Below are 14,826 nucleotides of genomic sequence, written 5' to 3' on the forward strand. Positions count from 1 at the left end.
TGCGCGACAGAACAGCGCTCTGTCCAGTCTCTTTGGTGTGATATGAAACATCACCGCACGTGATGCCAACTCGTGACTTGCCCCCGCTGGCAAACTTGCATAAGTACCACGCGATACACGCCACGCTGTACAGGACCACCATGGAAAACGTCGTTCTCATCATCCACCTTCTTCTGGCCTTGGGCCTGATTGTCGTTGTGCTGATGCAACGTTCCGAAGGCGGCGGCCTTGGGATGGGTGGCGGTGGCGGCGGGGCCATGACGGGCCGCGCGGCAGCAACGGCGTTGGGCAAGCTGACATGGATCCTGGCCGCGTGCTTTATCGTCACCTCGATCACGCTGACGATTCTGGCGGCCCAGAAATCTTCTGGCAGCTCGGTGATTGACCGTTTGGGCGTGCCTGCCCCGGCCCCGGCTGAGGAAAGCGCTCCGGCAGTCCCATCGGCAGATGAATTGTTGCCGCCGGCGCAAGGCGACAATGCTCCGCTGATCCCGCAGGCGGCCGACTAAGCCACAAAACCTAGAAAATCATAAGGGAACTGCAACAGCATCTTGCGGTTCTCTTGCGCTATGTGCGCGAATCCTTTATACGTGAAGTCCCGTGATGCAGCGGTTTTTTCGAACCGCCGGGCAGCTAATAATGACGTCTCACGGGAGCAGCCGAAAAACATGGCGCGTTTTATTTTCATCACTGGTGGTGTGGTTTCGTCCTTGGGCAAAGGACTGGCTTCGGCGGCGTTGGGATCGCTGTTGCAGGCCCGGGGATATTCGGTGCGTCTGCGCAAGCTGGACCCCTATCTAAACGTCGATCCGGGCACCATGTCGCCCTTCGAACATGGCGAAGTATTCGTCACCGATGACGGCGCTGAAACCGATCTGGACCTTGGCCATTACGAACGCTTCACCGGTGTGGCGGCACGTAAGACCGACTCGGTCAGCTCGGGGCGGATTTATTCCAATGTGCTGGAGAAAGAGCGCCGTGGAGATTACCTCGGCAAAACCATTCAGGTGATCCCGCACGTCACGAATGAGATCAAGGATTTCATCGCGATTGGCGAGGATGAAGTTGATTTCATGCTCTGTGAAATCGGCGGCACCGTAGGTGATATTGAGGGCCTGCCCTTCTTTGAAGCGATCCGCCAGTTCAGTCAGGACAAGCCGCGCGGTCAGTGTATCTTCATGCACCTGACGCTGCTGCCCTATATCAAAGCCTCGGGCGAGTTGAAAACCAAGCCGACCCAGCACTCGGTGAAAGAGTTGCGCTCGATCGGTCTAGCCCCCGACATTCTGGTCTGCCGGTCCGAGGGACCGATTCCAACCAAAGAACGCGAAAAACTGGCCCTGTTCTGCAACGTCCGCCCTGACAGCGTGATTGCCGCACAAGACCTCAGCACCATCTACGACGCCCCGCTGGCCTATCACCGTGAAGGTCTGGATCAGGCGGTTCTGGACGCATTCCAGATCAGCCCGGCCCCCAAGCCCGATCTGGCCAAATGGGAAGACGTCAGCGACCGCATCCACAACGCCGAAGGCGAAGTGAAAGTAGCCATCGTCGGCAAATACACCCAGCTTGAAGATGCCTACAAGTCAATTGCCGAGGCCCTGACCCATGGCGGCATGGCCAACCGCGTCCGCGTCAAGATCGAGTGGGTCGATGCCGAGGTGTTTGACAACGAAGACGCCGCACCTCATCTGGAAGGCTTCCACGCCATCCTCGTCCCCGGCGGCTTTGGCGAGCGTGGGACAGAAGGCAAGATCAAGGCCGCTCAATATGCGCGTGAACACAAAGTGCCCTATCTGGGCATCTGTCTGGGCATGCAGATGGCCGTGATCGAAGCCGCACGCAACGCGGCGGGAATCACCGAAGCCGGGTCCGAGGAATTCGACCACGAGGCTGGCAAAAAGCGTTTTGAACCCGTTGTTTACCACCTGAAAGAATGGGTGCAGGGCAACCACAAGGTCGAACGCAAAGTCGGAGACGACAAGGGCGGCACCATGCGTTTGGGCGCCTATGATGCGGTTCTGGCCGAAGGCTCGAAGGTCGCGGAAGTCTATGGCGGCACCCAGATTGAGGAACGCCACCGTCACCGCTACGAGGTCGACATCAAGTACCGCGACAAACTGGAAAAGGCAGGCCTGAATTTCTCGGGCATGTCCCCGGATGGTCGCCTGCCGGAAATCGTCGAATGGTCGGATCACCCATGGTTTATTGGTGTTCAGTATCACCCGGAACTGAAATCCAAACCCTTCGACCCGCACCCCCTGTTCCGCGAATTCGTGCGCGCCGCGAAAGACACCTCGCGTCTGGTCTGATCACGGGCCGATAACAGATTTGTACCAGTCGGCGCGAAATATCTTTACGCGCCGGCGGTTTGCACGGTTAACTACCGCCATAGCAGCGACAGGAGACCGGCCATGACCGATCAGATTACCCAAGCAGAAACATTTGCCGCCCTGCACAAGAAGGGTGATCCGGTCATCCTCTATAACATTTGGGACCCCGGCAGCGCCGTCGCTGTACGCGATGCAGGGGCCAAAGCGCTGGCGACTGGCAGTGCTCCGGTCGCGATGGCGCAGGGGTTTTCGGACGGCCAGAACATCCCGTTTGAGTTGGCGTTAGACAACGCTCGCCGCATTGTCGAGGCGGTTGATATACCGGTCACCATGGACCTCGAAGGCGCTTATGCCGAGGATACTTTTGGCATATCGGCCAATGTCAAACGCGCGCTGGAAACCGGAGTAATCGGCTTTAACTTCGAAGATCAGGTCGTTGGAACTAAAGATCTTTATGACATTGAAACACAGGCAGCGCGTGTCGCTGCGATGCGCGAAAGCTGTGACGTGGCCGGTGTTCCCGCCTTCATCAACGCCCGCACTGACATCTTCCTCAAAGCCGCTCCGGACGCGCATGATCAAGCGAAGCTGGATGACGCCATGGCCCGCGCGGCAGCCTACGCCGATGCCGGAGCCAGCGGGTTCTTCGCGCCGGGCCTGAAAGACGAATCCATGATCGGCCAGCTTTGCGCGGCCACCGACCTGCCGGTCAACATCATCGCCCTGCCCGGCACGCCTGACACGCCGACGCTGGCGAAACTCGGCGTGGCCCGGATCAGCTATGGCCCGGTTCCCTATCGGCAAATGACCGCTTGGTTACAGGATTCAGCACGCGCCGCGCTGCAATCCGGTGGATGATCCACTTTTAGGGGATTGCATTTCAACCTGTTCCTCCGCACCTTGCATCCGATACCAGCGGAGGACACCTTGTGGCCAAAGGATACTGGGTTGCCCATGTCGATGTAGACGACATTGAAACCTACAAATCTTACATTGCTGCCAATGCGGCCCCATTCGCCGATTACGGGGCCAAGTTTCTTGTACGCGGCGGCGAGAGGAGCGAGCCTGAAGGCAAGGCTCGCGCCCGCACAGTTGTCATCGAATTTCCCAGCTATGAACAGGCGCTGGCCTGCTATGAAAGCGATGCCTATCAAGCCGCCAAGGCCTTGCGCGATCCGGTTTCGACCGGCGATCTTGTGATTATTCAGGGCTATGAGGGCTAGCACCGCTTGGCGCGCCTCGAATTACGGAATATCCTGCCGATATGTTGAAAAAATTCTTCCAGGCCTTTCGGCCGCCGCAACATGACAAACTGCCCGATCCTGATGCCGAACTGGCCCTGGGGGCATTGCTGGTACGTGTCGCGCAGGCCGACCGCGACTACAAGCTGGAAGAGATCAGCCTGATCGACCGCATTCTTGCGCGACTTTACCAGCACAATGCGATCGAGGCCGCCAAGGTCCGCGCCACCTGCGAAAAATTGCACGCAGCTGCTCCGGAAACAGATACATTCGGCAAACTGATCCGCGAAACCACCGATCTTCAGGAACGCTTGGCCGCGCTTGACGCCCTGTGGGAGGTCGTGCTGGCCGATGGCAACTCGGACGAGGGCGAGGTCAAGATCGTCGAAGAAGCCCGCATTGCCATGGGCCTCAGCTTCAACGACAGCAAAGCGGCACGCGAGCGGATACAAAGCCGCTTGGAAGCGACCTAGGCTATCTCTATATAAACGCTTATGTTCAGTGATTTCCTGTCCCGGCTCACGCAGCCGCAGCCCGACCCGCTTGTCGAAGATGATGCCCGTCTGGCCCTCACCGCCCTGTTGGTGCGTATCGCTCGGTCCGACAACGACTATGCCGATACCGAAATGGCCCGAATCGACCGCATCTCGGCCGAACGCTACGGCCTGTCGCCATTTGAGGCCGCAGCCCTGCGCGCCCGAGCCGAAGACCTTGAAGCCGAGGCGCCCGACACCGTCCGCTTTACTCGCGCCATCAAAGAGGCGATCGCCTATGACGACCGCCTGGCCGTTGTGCAGGCCATGTGGTCGGTCGCACTGGCGGATGGGCACCGCAGCGGTGAAGAGGATTCTCTGCTACGCCTTGTCGTCAGCCTGCTCGGCGTGAGCGATGTGGATTCGGCGCTTGCAAGACAAAAGGCGGCGAAGGTCTGATCAACCGGCAAGCCTTTGGGCGTTGTCAGCGCTATGAATCGCTGCCTTCAAGCTCATTCAGAAACTTGTAGTCCGTCGGTGGATCGTCACAGATGCCAGGCCCACACTCCAAAAGCGCCGAACCAGCGTTCGCGACGGCCAATGCCAAAATCAGGAAAAACGCTGTTTTGGCCAATGTACTTCCTCCGAAGCGTTCGGTTGCCCGAACGTCCGAGGCAAGATCATACTGCTTCTCGAATACCAGCATGATTGCGGTGCCAAGGATGATCAAACCAAAGGCAACTCCCGCCCAGGTATAGAAGTGTAGGCCCAGAACCGGGGAGCCGTAGTGCCCTGTTCCGGGCACGATATGCAGCAGGATCTGGCGGATCGAAACGCTGATCCCAAATATCGCTGCCACCAGCACGATGCCATAGTTTCTGGCGCGCGTACCCCATAACAGGTTCAGAGCAAGCCCGAACCCAACGGCCACGAATCCCACGCGTTGGAGCAAACATAACGGACAGGGCAGTTCGTAAAGGACAAGCTGAAAGTAGAAGGCAAGCACCAGAACCAGGCAAACCGCCAGTGCACCAATCGCATTCATGTTACGAGCAAATTCAGGTGACATTGGACGACCTCACAGTTGAATCGTTAAGGGGGTCGTGGCGTGAAACTTCAGCCAGTAGGCACTCGCCAAAAGCGTCAGCACGAACAATGCGTATGAAATTCTGACCAGCTTAAAGTATGCCAGCACCATCGTGCCGGCGAACAATGCAAATAATAGCGCGATCACAAGAAGCCCCTTACGTGAATTGAATTCGTATATTTCAATCTTTAACTCAAAACGAATTATTCCCAAATTCAAACAGTTTTGGTGATTGGATCAAGCCAGTTCAATAAATTTGGTTTCGCTGAGGATCACCTCGGTTGATCCGGAATCCTGTGACCTGAATCTCTGGGCCGCAATCAAGAGATTGATCTGGCTGACCTGTCGATAATGGTGCATCGAGTCACAGAATGCGCCCAACAAACTGACAGTTTAGACAGCGCGACCGCCCGATTTGGCAATTTCGCTGCGTGAACTTGTCAATTGCGCATTGCATTAGCCCGATTTTTCAGCCCTATTACCGCACCAACACCAATCATATCTGGACTGCCCGTGACAGACGCCGCTCCCGTCATTGAGATCAAGAACCTGCACAAAAGCTTTGGCCAACTCGAGGTGCTCAAGGGCGTGGACATCACCGCGCATCGCGGCGACGTCGTGTCGCTGATCGGATCATCCGGCTCGGGGAAGTCTACCCTGCTGCGCTGCTGCAATCTGTTGGAAGACAGCCAAGAGGGCGAGATTCTGTTCAAAGGCGAGCCAGTCCGTTGGACTGGCAGCCACAATCATCGCCGTCCCGCCGATCCCAAGCAGGTGCTGCGCATCCGCACAAATCTGTCGATGGTGTTCCAGCAGTTCAATCTGTGGGCCCATATGACCATCCTGCAGAATGTGATGGAGGCTCCGGTCACTGTCATGGGCCGCGACAAGGCCGAGGTCGAAGACAGCGCGCGCAAATATCTGGAAAAGGTCGGCATCGGCGACAAATGCGACGTCTATCCGGCGCAACTATCGGGCGGACAGCAACAACGCGCCGCAATCGCACGTGGGCTGTGCATGGAACCTCAGGCGCTGCTGTTTGACGAACCGACCTCAGCGCTCGATCCCGAACTGGAACAGGAAGTGATCAAAGTGATCAAGGATCTGGCCGCAGAAGGCCGCACCATGATCATCGTGACCCATGACATGAAGATGGCTGCGGATATCTCCAGCCACGTTGTGTTCCTGCATCAGGGCCTGATCGAAGAAGAGGGTTCAGCCGAAGACATTTTCACTGCCCCTGAATCCGAACGGCTTCAGGGCTTTCTCTCCGCCACTCAGGCGGCTTAACCAACGGACAGAACCAATAAAGGGGAGTAACTCATGAAAAACCTGATTCTGACCACCGCAGCGCTGGCGTTGACCGCCGGTATCGCAATGGCCGAAACTGTGCGCATGGGCACCGAGGGCGCCTACCCTCCGTACAACTTCATCAATGATGCTGGTGAGATCGACGGCTTCGAGCGTGAAGTCGGTGACGAGCTGTGCAAGCGCGCTGGTCTGGAATGCGAATGGGTCAAGAACGACTGGGATTCGATCATTCCGAACCTGGTCTCGGGCAACTACGATACCATCATCGCCGGCATGTCGATCACTGACGAACGCGATGAGGTCATCGACTTTACCCAGAACTACTACCCGCCGACCGCCTCAGCTTACGTAGCTGCTTCAGATGGCGCTGACACGAAAGGTGGCATCGTCGCTGCACAGACCGCAACCATTCAGGCCGGTCACGTTGCTGAATCCGGCGCGACTCTGGTCGAATTCGCCACCCCCGAAGAAACCATCGCCGCCGTGCGCAACGGCGAAGCGGATGCGGTGCTGGCGGACTATGACTTCTTGGTCCCGATTGTTGAGGAATCCGGTGGCGAGCTGGTCTTTGTCGGCGATCTTGTCCCGCTGGGCGGTGGCATCGGCATGGGCCTGCGCGAGAGCGACGCAGAACTGCGCGGCAAGTTCGATGACGCTATTTCGTCCATGAAGGCGGACGGCACGCTCAACGAGATGCTGGTCAAATGGTTTGGCGAAGGTATCGCTACATACAACACAGACGGCTCGGTCGTAACCAACTAAGCCCTCCGTCCAATTGTCCGGCGCGTGCGCGCGCCGGACCTGCCGGACCTGAGACCGGCCAGACGTTCGAAAGACGCCTTATGTTCTCCTACTGCGCTGATCCTGACACGCTGGGCACGTTCCGCTGGTTCTCGTGCTATCTGACCAATGGCGTCCACTGGTCGTTCTACTTGTCGTTCTTCAAGGTGCTGGGTCTGCTGGCCGTCACCGCCCCGGTCGCCCTGAGCTTCGGTTTTGCCGGCGCTATGGCAGCGCGATCGCATTTCCCGCCGCTTAGCTGGCTGGGTAAGGCCTATATCGCCATCGTGCGTGGCGTGCCTGATATCGCTTTCTTTCTGTTCTTCGTGATCGCTCTGGATCAGGGCTTTGAATGGCTGCGCCATAAAGTGCTCTGCCCCGAATGGACCGATCCGGTGCGGCAGGGCAACGACTTCATCGTCTGTCAGGCCGCCAAGCTGCCGCTGGGCACTGCACCCGAATGGGTGCATGAAACCTACGGCTTCTTCCTTGCCGTCGTCACATTCTCTATCGTGTTCGGCGCGTTTGCCGCCAACGTCCTGTTCGGCGGCATGCGCGCTGTACCACACGCCCAGCTTGAGACGGCCGCAGCCTACGGCATGACACGCCGCCAGACCTTTTGGCGTATCCTGGTGCCGCAAATGTGGGTCTACGCCCTACCCGGCCTATCGAACCTGTGGATGGTGCTGATCAAGGCCACGCCACTGCTGTTTCTGCTGGGCATCGAAGATATCGTCTATTGGGCGCGCGAGTTGGGCGGCACAAAAACATCCCGCTTTACCGATTACCCTCATGGCGACTGGCGCATGTGGTACTTCCTCGCCCTGCTGATCTTCTACCTCGGCATGACCCGCGTCTCGGAAATCGGGCTTGAGAAACTGATGCGCCGCCTGTCCCATGGTCAGGCCACATCGGGCGGAGAGCTTCTGCGCAAGGAGACCACCGCATGAGCTGCATCCAGACCATTCAGGACTACGGCCTCCGTTCGCTGGGCTTTGGCGAGCGCCTGCTGCCCAAAACCGATTTCACCCTGTGCGAGCACTTCACGCTGATCGGCTCGGGCATGATCTGGAATATCTATTTCGGGATCATGGCGATGGTCACGGGGTTCTTCCTCGCCACCGCGTTGGCCGTCGGCAAAGCCTCGTCGAATAAATGGCTGCGTAAACCGTCCGAGTGGTTCATCTTTTTGTTCCGCGGCTCGCCGCTGTTCATCCAGTTCTTCTTTGCCTATTTCTTCTTCCTTTCGCTGAAGAAGCCCTATCCGATGTTCGACGCCTTCACCTCGGCCTGGCTGGGGGCGCTGATCGTGCTGTTCCTGAATACTTCCGCCTATTCGGGTGAGATCTTCTATGGCGCCCTTCGTTCAATCCCCAAGGGTGATATCGAAGCCGCCGACGCCTATGGCATGTCCGGCTGGTCCCGCTTCCGACGTATCGTTTGGCCCACAATGCTGCGGCTGGCGTGGCCCGCCTATACGAACGAAGCGATCTTTGTGTTCCAGTCTACAACGCTGGTCTTCTTCTCGGCCTTCCCGGCCTGGCAACAACGGGGCGACGCGCTGTACTACGCCAGCTATTTCGCGGACAAGACGTTTAACCCCTTCATTCCATACCCGATTCTGGCGTTCTATTTCATCCTGCTAACGCTGGTCATCGTTTGGGGCTTCGGAAGGGTCAACAAACGCCTGAACCGCCACCTGCCTGCCGAGCGGAAAGCCAAGATGCGCTTCCGACTAAATTTGGCGCGCTAAGCCCACTCCACCGGGTTCAGCCGGAACAGTTTCGAAAGCTGCTCATAGACCTCGGGCACCTCGTGCTTCAGTGCTTTCGGGCGCTCAAAGAACACTTCGACCGAGACGGCAAAGAACTCTTCATGCCCGGTCGCGCCATACGGATCGATGACTGTCCGCCGCCCGCTTTCAACCGCGTGAACATGCGCGTCATAGGCGGTCAGGAATACCTTTTCCCATTCGGCAAAGCTCTGCCCTTCACTCAGGATCGGTACGCCATTTGTGCCCCCGGACAGATCATCGATCTGATGCGCAAATTCATGCAGCACTACGTTCTGCCCGTCGCGATCATCCAGAGCGCCCTGCTGGCTGTGTGCCCATGATAAAATGACCGGCCCGCGATCCCAGCTTTCCCCGGTCCGCACGATCTCTTTCTCGGACACGACATAGCCCGAGCGCCGCTGCTGCTTTGACTTGAACGCATTGGGATAGATCAGAATGGTCGTCAGATTGTCATACCAAATGTCGCTATTGATCACGAGCAAACAGGCCTGCGCCGCAATCGACAGCTCCATCTCCTCAGTCACTTCCAACCCGTCGCAGCCGTAGAAGCTCACTTGATCCAGAAACAGGTTCACCTTGCCATCCAAGTGGCTGCGCAGCCCAGCGGGCAGCCGCCGGATGATGGGAACTTGCTGATCAATGATGTCCTGTTGATCCGAGGTCAGACGCGTCGCCAACAGCGCCGCGCGGGCCTGTCTCTTGGACCAGACGTAATAGCCGACCCCGCCTGCGATCAGTAACACTATGGTAAGAAAGATGAACATATCTGAGACTATAGGTATCGCTACGCCCGGCACAATCGGGCACTTGAATGTTGTACAACTCGGAAGACAGCGGTCTCGACCACTGTACAAGTCGGTTGATTTTCAACTTCGCGCCCCACCGCAAGCGACGCCTGTTCGTAATTTGATCAAATTTCGTGACAAGACGCTAATCCTGATTTAAACCTCTCGTGACTAGACCACGGAGCCCCCAATGGACCTGAGCGCCCTGCATACATTCCGCGTCGCCGCCTGTGACCTCAACGGTCAGATGCGTGGCAAACGCGTGCCGCCCTCATACGGTGCCAAGTTGGACAAAGGCGCCGTGCGCATGCCGTTCTCTGCGCTCAATGTCGATCTCTGGGGCGCTGATATCGAAGGCAGCCCGCTTGTCTTCGAAAGCGGTGATGCAGATGGTGTGTTGCGCCCCACCGGGCGTGGTCCGGTTCCCATGCCCTGGCTTGATACACCCACCGCGCTGGTGCCCATGTGCCTGTACCACGATGACGGCACGCCTTTTGCGGGCGATCCGAGACACGCGCTTTCTGCGGTTCTAGATCGATTTTCCGAACGGGGCTGGTCGGTCATCGCCGCCACCGAACTCGAGTTCACTCTGCTTGACGCCTCAGGCGACCAACCGCAGCCTCCGATCAACCCGGTCACGCGCCGCAGGCTGCGGGACGAAGCCGTTCTGTCGATGGCCGAAATGGACGCGTTTGATGCGTTCTTCACCGACCTCTATGATGGTTGCGCCGCTATGGGTATTCCTGCTCAGACTGCAATATCTGAAAGCGGGATCGGTCAGTTCGAGATCAATCTGAACCATCAGGACGCCATGCGCTGCGCCGATGATACGTGGCTTTTCAAGACCTTGGCGCGTGGCATGGCCCGCAAGCATGGCTTCACAGCAACCTTCATGTCCAAGCCCTATGCCGAGGATGCGGGCAACGGAATGCATGTGCATTTCTCGATCGTCGATGTCGATGGACGCAATGTCTTCGATGACGGAGAGGCCGAGGGAACCGATGAACTGCGCTCGGCGGTTGCTGGATGTCTAACCGCGATGCCCGGCTCTACGCTGATCTTCGCTCCCCATGGCAATTCTTACACGCGCCTGGTGCCTGGTGCCCACGCACCCACCGGAGCAAGCTGGGCCTATGAAAACCGCACGGCAGCCCTGCGCATTCCGGGTGGTGCCCCTGCCGCCCGACGGATCGAACATCGCGTTGCTGGCGGTGACATCAACCCCTATCTCATGCTGGCCGCAGTTCTGGGCGCGGCAATGGTTGGGATCGAGGATGGCCTGCGACCGCCCAGCCCGATTTCGGGCAATGCCTATGAGTTGACCGATCTGCCGCAACTAGCAGCCGACTGGCCGTCGGCCATCTCTGCTTTCGAAACTGACCCGGTAGTTGCGCGCATTTTCCCGGACGATCTGATCCGCAACCTGGTGATGACCAAACGGCAGGAAATTGCACGATTCGCGTCCCACCCTCCTGACGAGCACTGGCTCAGCTATCTTGAGAGCGTTTGAACCTCTTGCCCAGCTCGCTTCGCTCCGTTAGAATAAATTTGATCAAATTTGGTGAACTATGAAAATCGGCATCCTTGTAACCGGCCACCCACCCGATGAATTGCATGAACAATTCGGGGAATATGATGGCATGTTTCGCGCATTACTGGGTGGGAACGGCTTTGAATTCCAAACATACGCAGTGGTCGATGGTGAGTTTCCGGAAGACGCGCATCAGGCCGACGGGTGGATCATCACCGGATCTCGTCATGGCGCATACGAAGATCACGTTTGGATTCCCCCGCTTGAACAGCTGATCCGGGATATTCGGAAGACAGGGAACCCCTTGATTGGTGTCTGCTTTGGACATCAGATCATCGCGCAAGCGCTTGGTGGAAAAGTGGAAAAGTTTGATGGTGGCTGGGCTGTAGGACGCACGGAATACAGCTTTGGCGATCAGACCGTCACCTTGAATGCTTGGCATCAGGATCAAGTGACCAAACTGCCCGCAGGAGCGGTGGTCACCGGTACGAATGACTTTTGCCAAAACGCCATGGTCACCTATGGCGATACGATCTGGACCGTGCAGGCCCATCCTGAATATGGAAATGACTTCATACAGGGCTTGATGGAGACCCGAGGCAAAGGCGTGGTTCCCGATGCGTTGATGCAGGCGGCAGCGAACCGGAAAGACGCCCCGGATGATAATGCCAAAATCGGCCACCACATGGCAGAGTTCCTAAAGAAAGCGAGGGCCTGATGGCCGACTGGACAGATCAGCTGCCTGAGGCGGCGCGCACCTACTTTGAAGGCAAACGGCTGGATGAGGTTGAATGCATCATCTCTGACCTGCCCGGCATCGCCCGCGGCAAGGCGGTCCCGGCGTCAAAGTTTGCCAAGCAATCCTATTTTCACCTACCCGACAGCATTTTCTACCAGACCATCACAGGGGATTGGGGCGAAGCTGCAGGTGAGGACGGTTTCATTGAGCGGGACATGATCCTGAAACCCGACTTCTCAACTGCGTCGGCCGCTCCTTGGACGGGCGACTGGACCTTGCAGGTGATTCACGACGCGTTCGACCGAGATGGCGAGCCGATCCCTTTCAGCCCCCGCAATGTGCTCAAACGCGTTGTGAAGATGTATCACGACAAAGGTTGGAAGCCGGTTGTCGCCCCCGAGATGGAATTTTTTCTTGTCGCGCCGAATGTAGATCCCGCGCAAGGGATCAAGCCGATGATGGGCCGCTCGGGCCGACCTGCGGCGGCGCGGCAGGCTTATTCGATGACAGCGGTCGATGAATTCGGGCCGGTGATCGACGACATCTACGACTTTGCCGAATTTCAGGGGTTTGAAATCGACGGGATCACGCAAGAAGGCGGAGCCGGTCAATTAGAGATCAATCTGCGTCATGGCGATCCTGTAAAACTGGCCGATGAGGTATTCTACTTCAAACGTCTGATCCGCGAAGCCGCGTTGCGTCACAACTGCTTTGCGACATTCATGGCGAAACCGATCGAGGATGAGCCGGGCTCGGCCATGCACATCCATCACTCGATCATCGAAAAAGAAACGGGACAGAACATCTTCTCCGGTCCACAAGGTGGCGAGACGGATGCGTTTTATCACTTCATCGCCGGTTTGCAGAACCACCTGCCTGCAGGGCTGGCGGTGATGGCACCGTATGTGAATTCTTATCGCCGTTACGTCAAAGACCATGCGGCCCCGATTAATCTGGAGTGGGCACGCGACAATCGCACAACTGGCATTCGCGTACCTCTGTCCGGCCCCGAGGCGCGCCGGGTCGAAAACCGCATCGCAGGCATGGACTGCAACCCTTATCTTGGTATCGCATTGTCGTTGGCCTGTGGCTATTTGGGCCTGACTCAGCAAGAACGCCCACGCCGCCAATTCTATGGCGACGCCTATGAAGGCGACGGCGACATCCCTCAGATCATGGGTGAAGCTCTGGATCTGTTTGATGAAGCCACTGCCCTGCACGAAGTTCTGGGTCCCGAGTTCGCCCGTGTCTACGGCATCGTCAAACGTGCTGAGTACGAAGAGTTCCTGCAGGTCATTTCCCCGTGGGAACGCGAGCATCTGCTGATGAACGTCTAGGGCAAAGACGCGATGAACCTGCTGTATTCTAATGACCGCAAGGCGGAGTACCCGCCAAGCTGGTATGCCGCGACGGCGCACGCCTTCGACCGCTACCCGGCGCTTGAAGGCGACCATTCCGCAGACGTCTGTATTGTCGGGGGCGGATATACGGGCCTTTCGGCAGCATTGCACCTGGCTGAGGCTGGGTTCGATGTTGTCCTGCTGGAAGCTCATCGCGCGGGCTTTGGGGCTTCGGGTCGCAACGGAGGCCAACTGGGCAGCGCGCAGCGTTTGGATCAAGAGGATCTTGAACGGCTTGTCGGCGATGAAGACGCGTTAAAGCTTTGGGATCTGGCCGAAGAAGCCAAGGATCTGGTCAAATCTCTGATCTCAAAACATCAGATCGATTGCGACCTGAAGCCCGGCATTGCGGTTCTGGGCTTTAACAACTCGGAGCGCGCAGAGCTACATGATCACGCGGCGCATCTGTCGGGTAAATACAAATACGACCAAATCGAAACTTTAGATGCCGATGCCGCGCGCGGGCTTTGCCCCTCACCAGCCTATGCGGGTGGGTATCTGGACAATGGTGCCGCGCACCTACACCCGTTGAACTACGCCCTCGGCCTTGCGCGTGCCGCTGTCAGAGCCGGGTTAAGACTGCATGAAGACACCGAAGTTCTTGGCATCGATCAGGGCGCTCGTGTTACTGTACGCACTGAAAAGGGCACGATCACTGCCGATCACGTTATTCTGGCCTGCAACGGATACCTCGGAGATCTGAACCGGCAAGTTGCATCGCGCGTGATGCCAATCAACAATTTCATCGCGGCAACCGAACCTTTGGGCGCTGAAGTGCAAAAAGTTTTAACCAAAGATATCGCCGTTGCTGACACCAAGTTCGTGATAGACTATTTCCGGCTGAGCGCCGATGGCAGGCTGCTGTTTGGGGGTGGCGAAAGTTATGGTTATCGTTTCCCCGAGGACATCGCCGCAAAAGTCCGCAAGCCGATGACCGAGATTTTCCCGCATCTGCGTGACGTCAAAATCGACTACGCATGGGGCGGAACGCTGGGCATCACCATGCGGCGCATGCCCTATTTGACCCGGGTTGCGCCAAATATCCTGTCCGCCTCGGGTTATTCTGGCCACGGCGTCGGCACCGCGACCCATGCGGGGCAACTCATGGCGTTGGCGATCCAGGGGCAGGCTGAGGGGTTCGATACCATGGCCCGCGTTCCTGCAGTGCCCTTCCCGGGTGGTCCTGCTTTGCGGACGCCGTTGCTGATACTGGCCATGACTTGGTATGCGCTGCGTGACAGGCTGGGTATCTGAACACATTCTTTACGACGAATTGGTGAAATCTCGCTGACGATGCGAATTGGGACTTGGCTTGCCTGCATATCGAATTTATATTTCCCAAAGATAAAAT

The 14,826-nt window shown here is 57.6% G+C and carries 17 protein-coding genes; 14 read left to right on the plus strand and 3 right to left on the minus strand.

The window, feature by feature from the left end:
- Positions 1–140: 140 nt before the first annotated feature.
- The 6 genes from secG (at position 141) to ACRZ9U_RS13150 (ending at position 4,506) form a co-directional block, all read left to right on the plus strand.
- Positions 141–509 (plus strand): preprotein translocase subunit SecG, encoded by a 369-nt coding sequence (gene secG, locus ACRZ9U_RS13125; RefSeq protein WP_010439184.1) that lies wholly within the window; start codon positions 141–143, stop codon positions 507–509.
- 159 nt (positions 510–668) lie between these two features.
- Positions 669–2,312: a CTP synthase gene (locus ACRZ9U_RS13130; RefSeq protein WP_170393584.1), complete on the plus strand. Its 1,644-nt coding sequence runs from the start codon at positions 669–671 to the stop codon at positions 2,310–2,312.
- A 102-nt stretch (positions 2,313–2,414) separates the two neighbouring features.
- On the plus strand, positions 2,415–3,191 hold the full coding sequence (locus tag ACRZ9U_RS13135) for an isocitrate lyase/PEP mutase family protein (RefSeq protein ID WP_170404903.1): 777 nt from the start codon (positions 2,415–2,417) through the stop codon (positions 3,189–3,191).
- 71 nt (positions 3,192–3,262) lie between these two features.
- A complete protein-coding gene (locus ACRZ9U_RS13140) occupies positions 3,263–3,556 on the plus strand; it encodes a DUF1330 domain-containing protein (RefSeq protein WP_170393588.1) in 294 nt (97 codons plus the stop codon).
- Positions 3,557–3,597: 41 nt separating this feature from the next.
- Positions 3,598–4,047: a tellurite resistance TerB family protein gene (locus ACRZ9U_RS13145; protein ID WP_170393590.1), complete on the plus strand. Its 450-nt coding sequence runs from the start codon at positions 3,598–3,600 to the stop codon at positions 4,045–4,047.
- Positions 4,048–4,068: 21 nt separating this feature from the next.
- A complete protein-coding gene (locus ACRZ9U_RS13150; RefSeq protein WP_170393592.1) occupies positions 4,069–4,506 on the plus strand; it encodes a tellurite resistance TerB family protein in 438 nt (145 codons plus the stop codon).
- A 31-nt stretch (positions 4,507–4,537) separates the two neighbouring features.
- Here ACRZ9U_RS13150 and ACRZ9U_RS13155 read toward each other — a convergent pair whose 3' ends face one another.
- Both ACRZ9U_RS13155 and ACRZ9U_RS13160 read right to left on the minus strand, forming a co-directional pair.
- Complete coding sequence (locus tag ACRZ9U_RS13155) at positions 4,538–5,116, minus strand: disulfide bond formation protein B (protein WP_170393594.1); 579 nt, start codon at positions 5,114–5,116, stop codon at positions 4,538–4,540.
- Between the two features lie 9 nt (positions 5,117–5,125).
- On the minus strand, positions 5,126–5,281 hold the full coding sequence (locus ACRZ9U_RS13160; RefSeq protein WP_223118239.1) for a DUF5993 family protein: 156 nt from the start codon (positions 5,279–5,281) through the stop codon (positions 5,126–5,128).
- 366 nt (positions 5,282–5,647) lie between these two features.
- Here ACRZ9U_RS13160 and ACRZ9U_RS13165 point away from each other — a divergent pair, with 366 nt between their 5' ends.
- The 4 genes from ACRZ9U_RS13165 (at position 5,648) to ACRZ9U_RS13180 (ending at position 8,978) form a co-directional block, all read left to right on the plus strand.
- Complete coding sequence (locus ACRZ9U_RS13165; protein WP_170393596.1) at positions 5,648–6,424, plus strand: ABC transporter ATP-binding protein; 777 nt, start codon at positions 5,648–5,650, stop codon at positions 6,422–6,424.
- 33 nt (positions 6,425–6,457) lie between these two features.
- The gene (locus tag ACRZ9U_RS13170; protein WP_170393598.1) at positions 6,458–7,207 is read left to right on the plus strand and encodes a transporter substrate-binding domain-containing protein; all 750 of its coding nucleotides are present in this window, start codon (positions 6,458–6,460) and stop codon (positions 7,205–7,207) included.
- An 80-nt stretch (positions 7,208–7,287) separates the two neighbouring features.
- On the plus strand, positions 7,288–8,175 hold the full coding sequence (locus ACRZ9U_RS13175; RefSeq protein ID WP_170393600.1) for an ABC transporter permease: 888 nt from the start codon (positions 7,288–7,290) through the stop codon (positions 8,173–8,175).
- Positions 8,172–8,978 (plus strand): ABC transporter permease, encoded by an 807-nt coding sequence (locus tag ACRZ9U_RS13180; RefSeq protein ID WP_170393602.1) that lies wholly within the window; start codon positions 8,172–8,174, stop codon positions 8,976–8,978. Before ACRZ9U_RS13175 ends, ACRZ9U_RS13180 begins: the two co-directional genes overlap by 4 nt.
- On the opposite strand, the gene ACRZ9U_RS13185 is transcribed toward ACRZ9U_RS13180, so the two are convergent.
- Positions 8,975–9,784 carry a M90 family metallopeptidase gene (locus ACRZ9U_RS13185; RefSeq protein ID WP_170404900.1) on the minus strand — a complete coding sequence of 270 codons (810 nt, stop codon included), beginning with the start codon at positions 9,782–9,784 and terminating at the stop codon, positions 8,975–8,977. The genes ACRZ9U_RS13180 and ACRZ9U_RS13185 overlap by 4 nt on opposite strands.
- A gap of 211 nt (positions 9,785–9,995) precedes the next feature.
- On the opposite strand from ACRZ9U_RS13185, the gene ACRZ9U_RS13190 reads away from it, so the two are divergent.
- The 4 genes from ACRZ9U_RS13190 to ACRZ9U_RS13205 are packed head-to-tail and all read left to right on the plus strand — an operon-like array spanning position 9,996 to position 14,729.
- A complete protein-coding gene (locus ACRZ9U_RS13190; protein ID WP_170404897.1) occupies positions 9,996–11,315 on the plus strand; it encodes a glutamine synthetase family protein in 1,320 nt (439 codons plus the stop codon).
- 58 nt (positions 11,316–11,373) lie between these two features.
- Positions 11,374–12,054, plus strand: coding sequence for a type 1 glutamine amidotransferase (locus ACRZ9U_RS13195; RefSeq protein ID WP_170404894.1), 681 nt, complete (start codon positions 11,374–11,376; stop codon positions 12,052–12,054).
- Entirely contained in the window at positions 12,054–13,412 is a 1,359-nt protein-coding gene (locus tag ACRZ9U_RS13200; RefSeq protein WP_170393610.1) for a glutamine synthetase family protein, read from the plus strand. The genes ACRZ9U_RS13195 and ACRZ9U_RS13200 overlap by 1 nt, the downstream gene beginning before the upstream one ends.
- Before the next feature lie 12 nt (positions 13,413–13,424).
- Positions 13,425–14,729 carry an NAD(P)/FAD-dependent oxidoreductase gene (locus tag ACRZ9U_RS13205; protein WP_170404890.1) on the plus strand — a complete coding sequence of 435 codons (1,305 nt, stop codon included), beginning with the start codon at positions 13,425–13,427 and terminating at the stop codon, positions 14,727–14,729.
- Positions 14,730–14,826: the final 97 nt, after the last annotated feature.

The sequence above is a fragment of the Ruegeria sp. D7 genome (genome assembly GCF_056534355.1).

Coding starts and splice junctions, on each gene's coding strand:
- secG (WP_010439184.1), top strand. CDS start 141: ATGGAAAACGTCGTTCTCATCATCCACCTTCTTCTGGCCTTGGGCCTG.
- ACRZ9U_RS13130 (WP_170393584.1), top strand. CDS start 669: ATGGCGCGTTTTATTTTCATCACTGGTGGTGTGGTTTCGTCCTTGGGC.
- ACRZ9U_RS13135 (WP_170404903.1), top strand. CDS start 2,415: ATGACCGATCAGATTACCCAAGCAGAAACATTTGCCGCCCTGCACAAG.
- ACRZ9U_RS13145 (WP_170393590.1), top strand. CDS start 3,598: ATGTTGAAAAAATTCTTCCAGGCCTTTCGGCCGCCGCAACATGACAAA.
- ACRZ9U_RS13150 (WP_170393592.1), top strand. CDS start 4,069: ATGTTCAGTGATTTCCTGTCCCGGCTCACGCAGCCGCAGCCCGACCCG.
- ACRZ9U_RS13155 (WP_170393594.1), bottom strand. CDS start 5,116: ATGTCACCTGAATTTGCTCGTAACATGAATGCGATTGGTGCACTGGCG.
- ACRZ9U_RS13170 (WP_170393598.1), top strand. CDS start 6,458: ATGAAAAACCTGATTCTGACCACCGCAGCGCTGGCGTTGACCGCCGGT.
- ACRZ9U_RS13175 (WP_170393600.1), top strand. CDS start 7,288: ATGTTCTCCTACTGCGCTGATCCTGACACGCTGGGCACGTTCCGCTGG.
- ACRZ9U_RS13180 (WP_170393602.1), top strand. CDS start 8,172: ATGAGCTGCATCCAGACCATTCAGGACTACGGCCTCCGTTCGCTGGGC.
- ACRZ9U_RS13185 (WP_170404900.1), bottom strand. CDS start 9,784: ATGTTCATCTTTCTTACCATAGTGTTACTGATCGCAGGCGGGGTCGGC.
- ACRZ9U_RS13190 (WP_170404897.1), top strand. CDS start 9,996: ATGGACCTGAGCGCCCTGCATACATTCCGCGTCGCCGCCTGTGACCTC.
- ACRZ9U_RS13195 (WP_170404894.1), top strand. CDS start 11,374: ATGAAAATCGGCATCCTTGTAACCGGCCACCCACCCGATGAATTGCAT.
- ACRZ9U_RS13200 (WP_170393610.1), top strand. CDS start 12,054: ATGGCCGACTGGACAGATCAGCTGCCTGAGGCGGCGCGCACCTACTTT.
- ACRZ9U_RS13205 (WP_170404890.1), top strand. CDS start 13,425: ATGAACCTGCTGTATTCTAATGACCGCAAGGCGGAGTACCCGCCAAGC.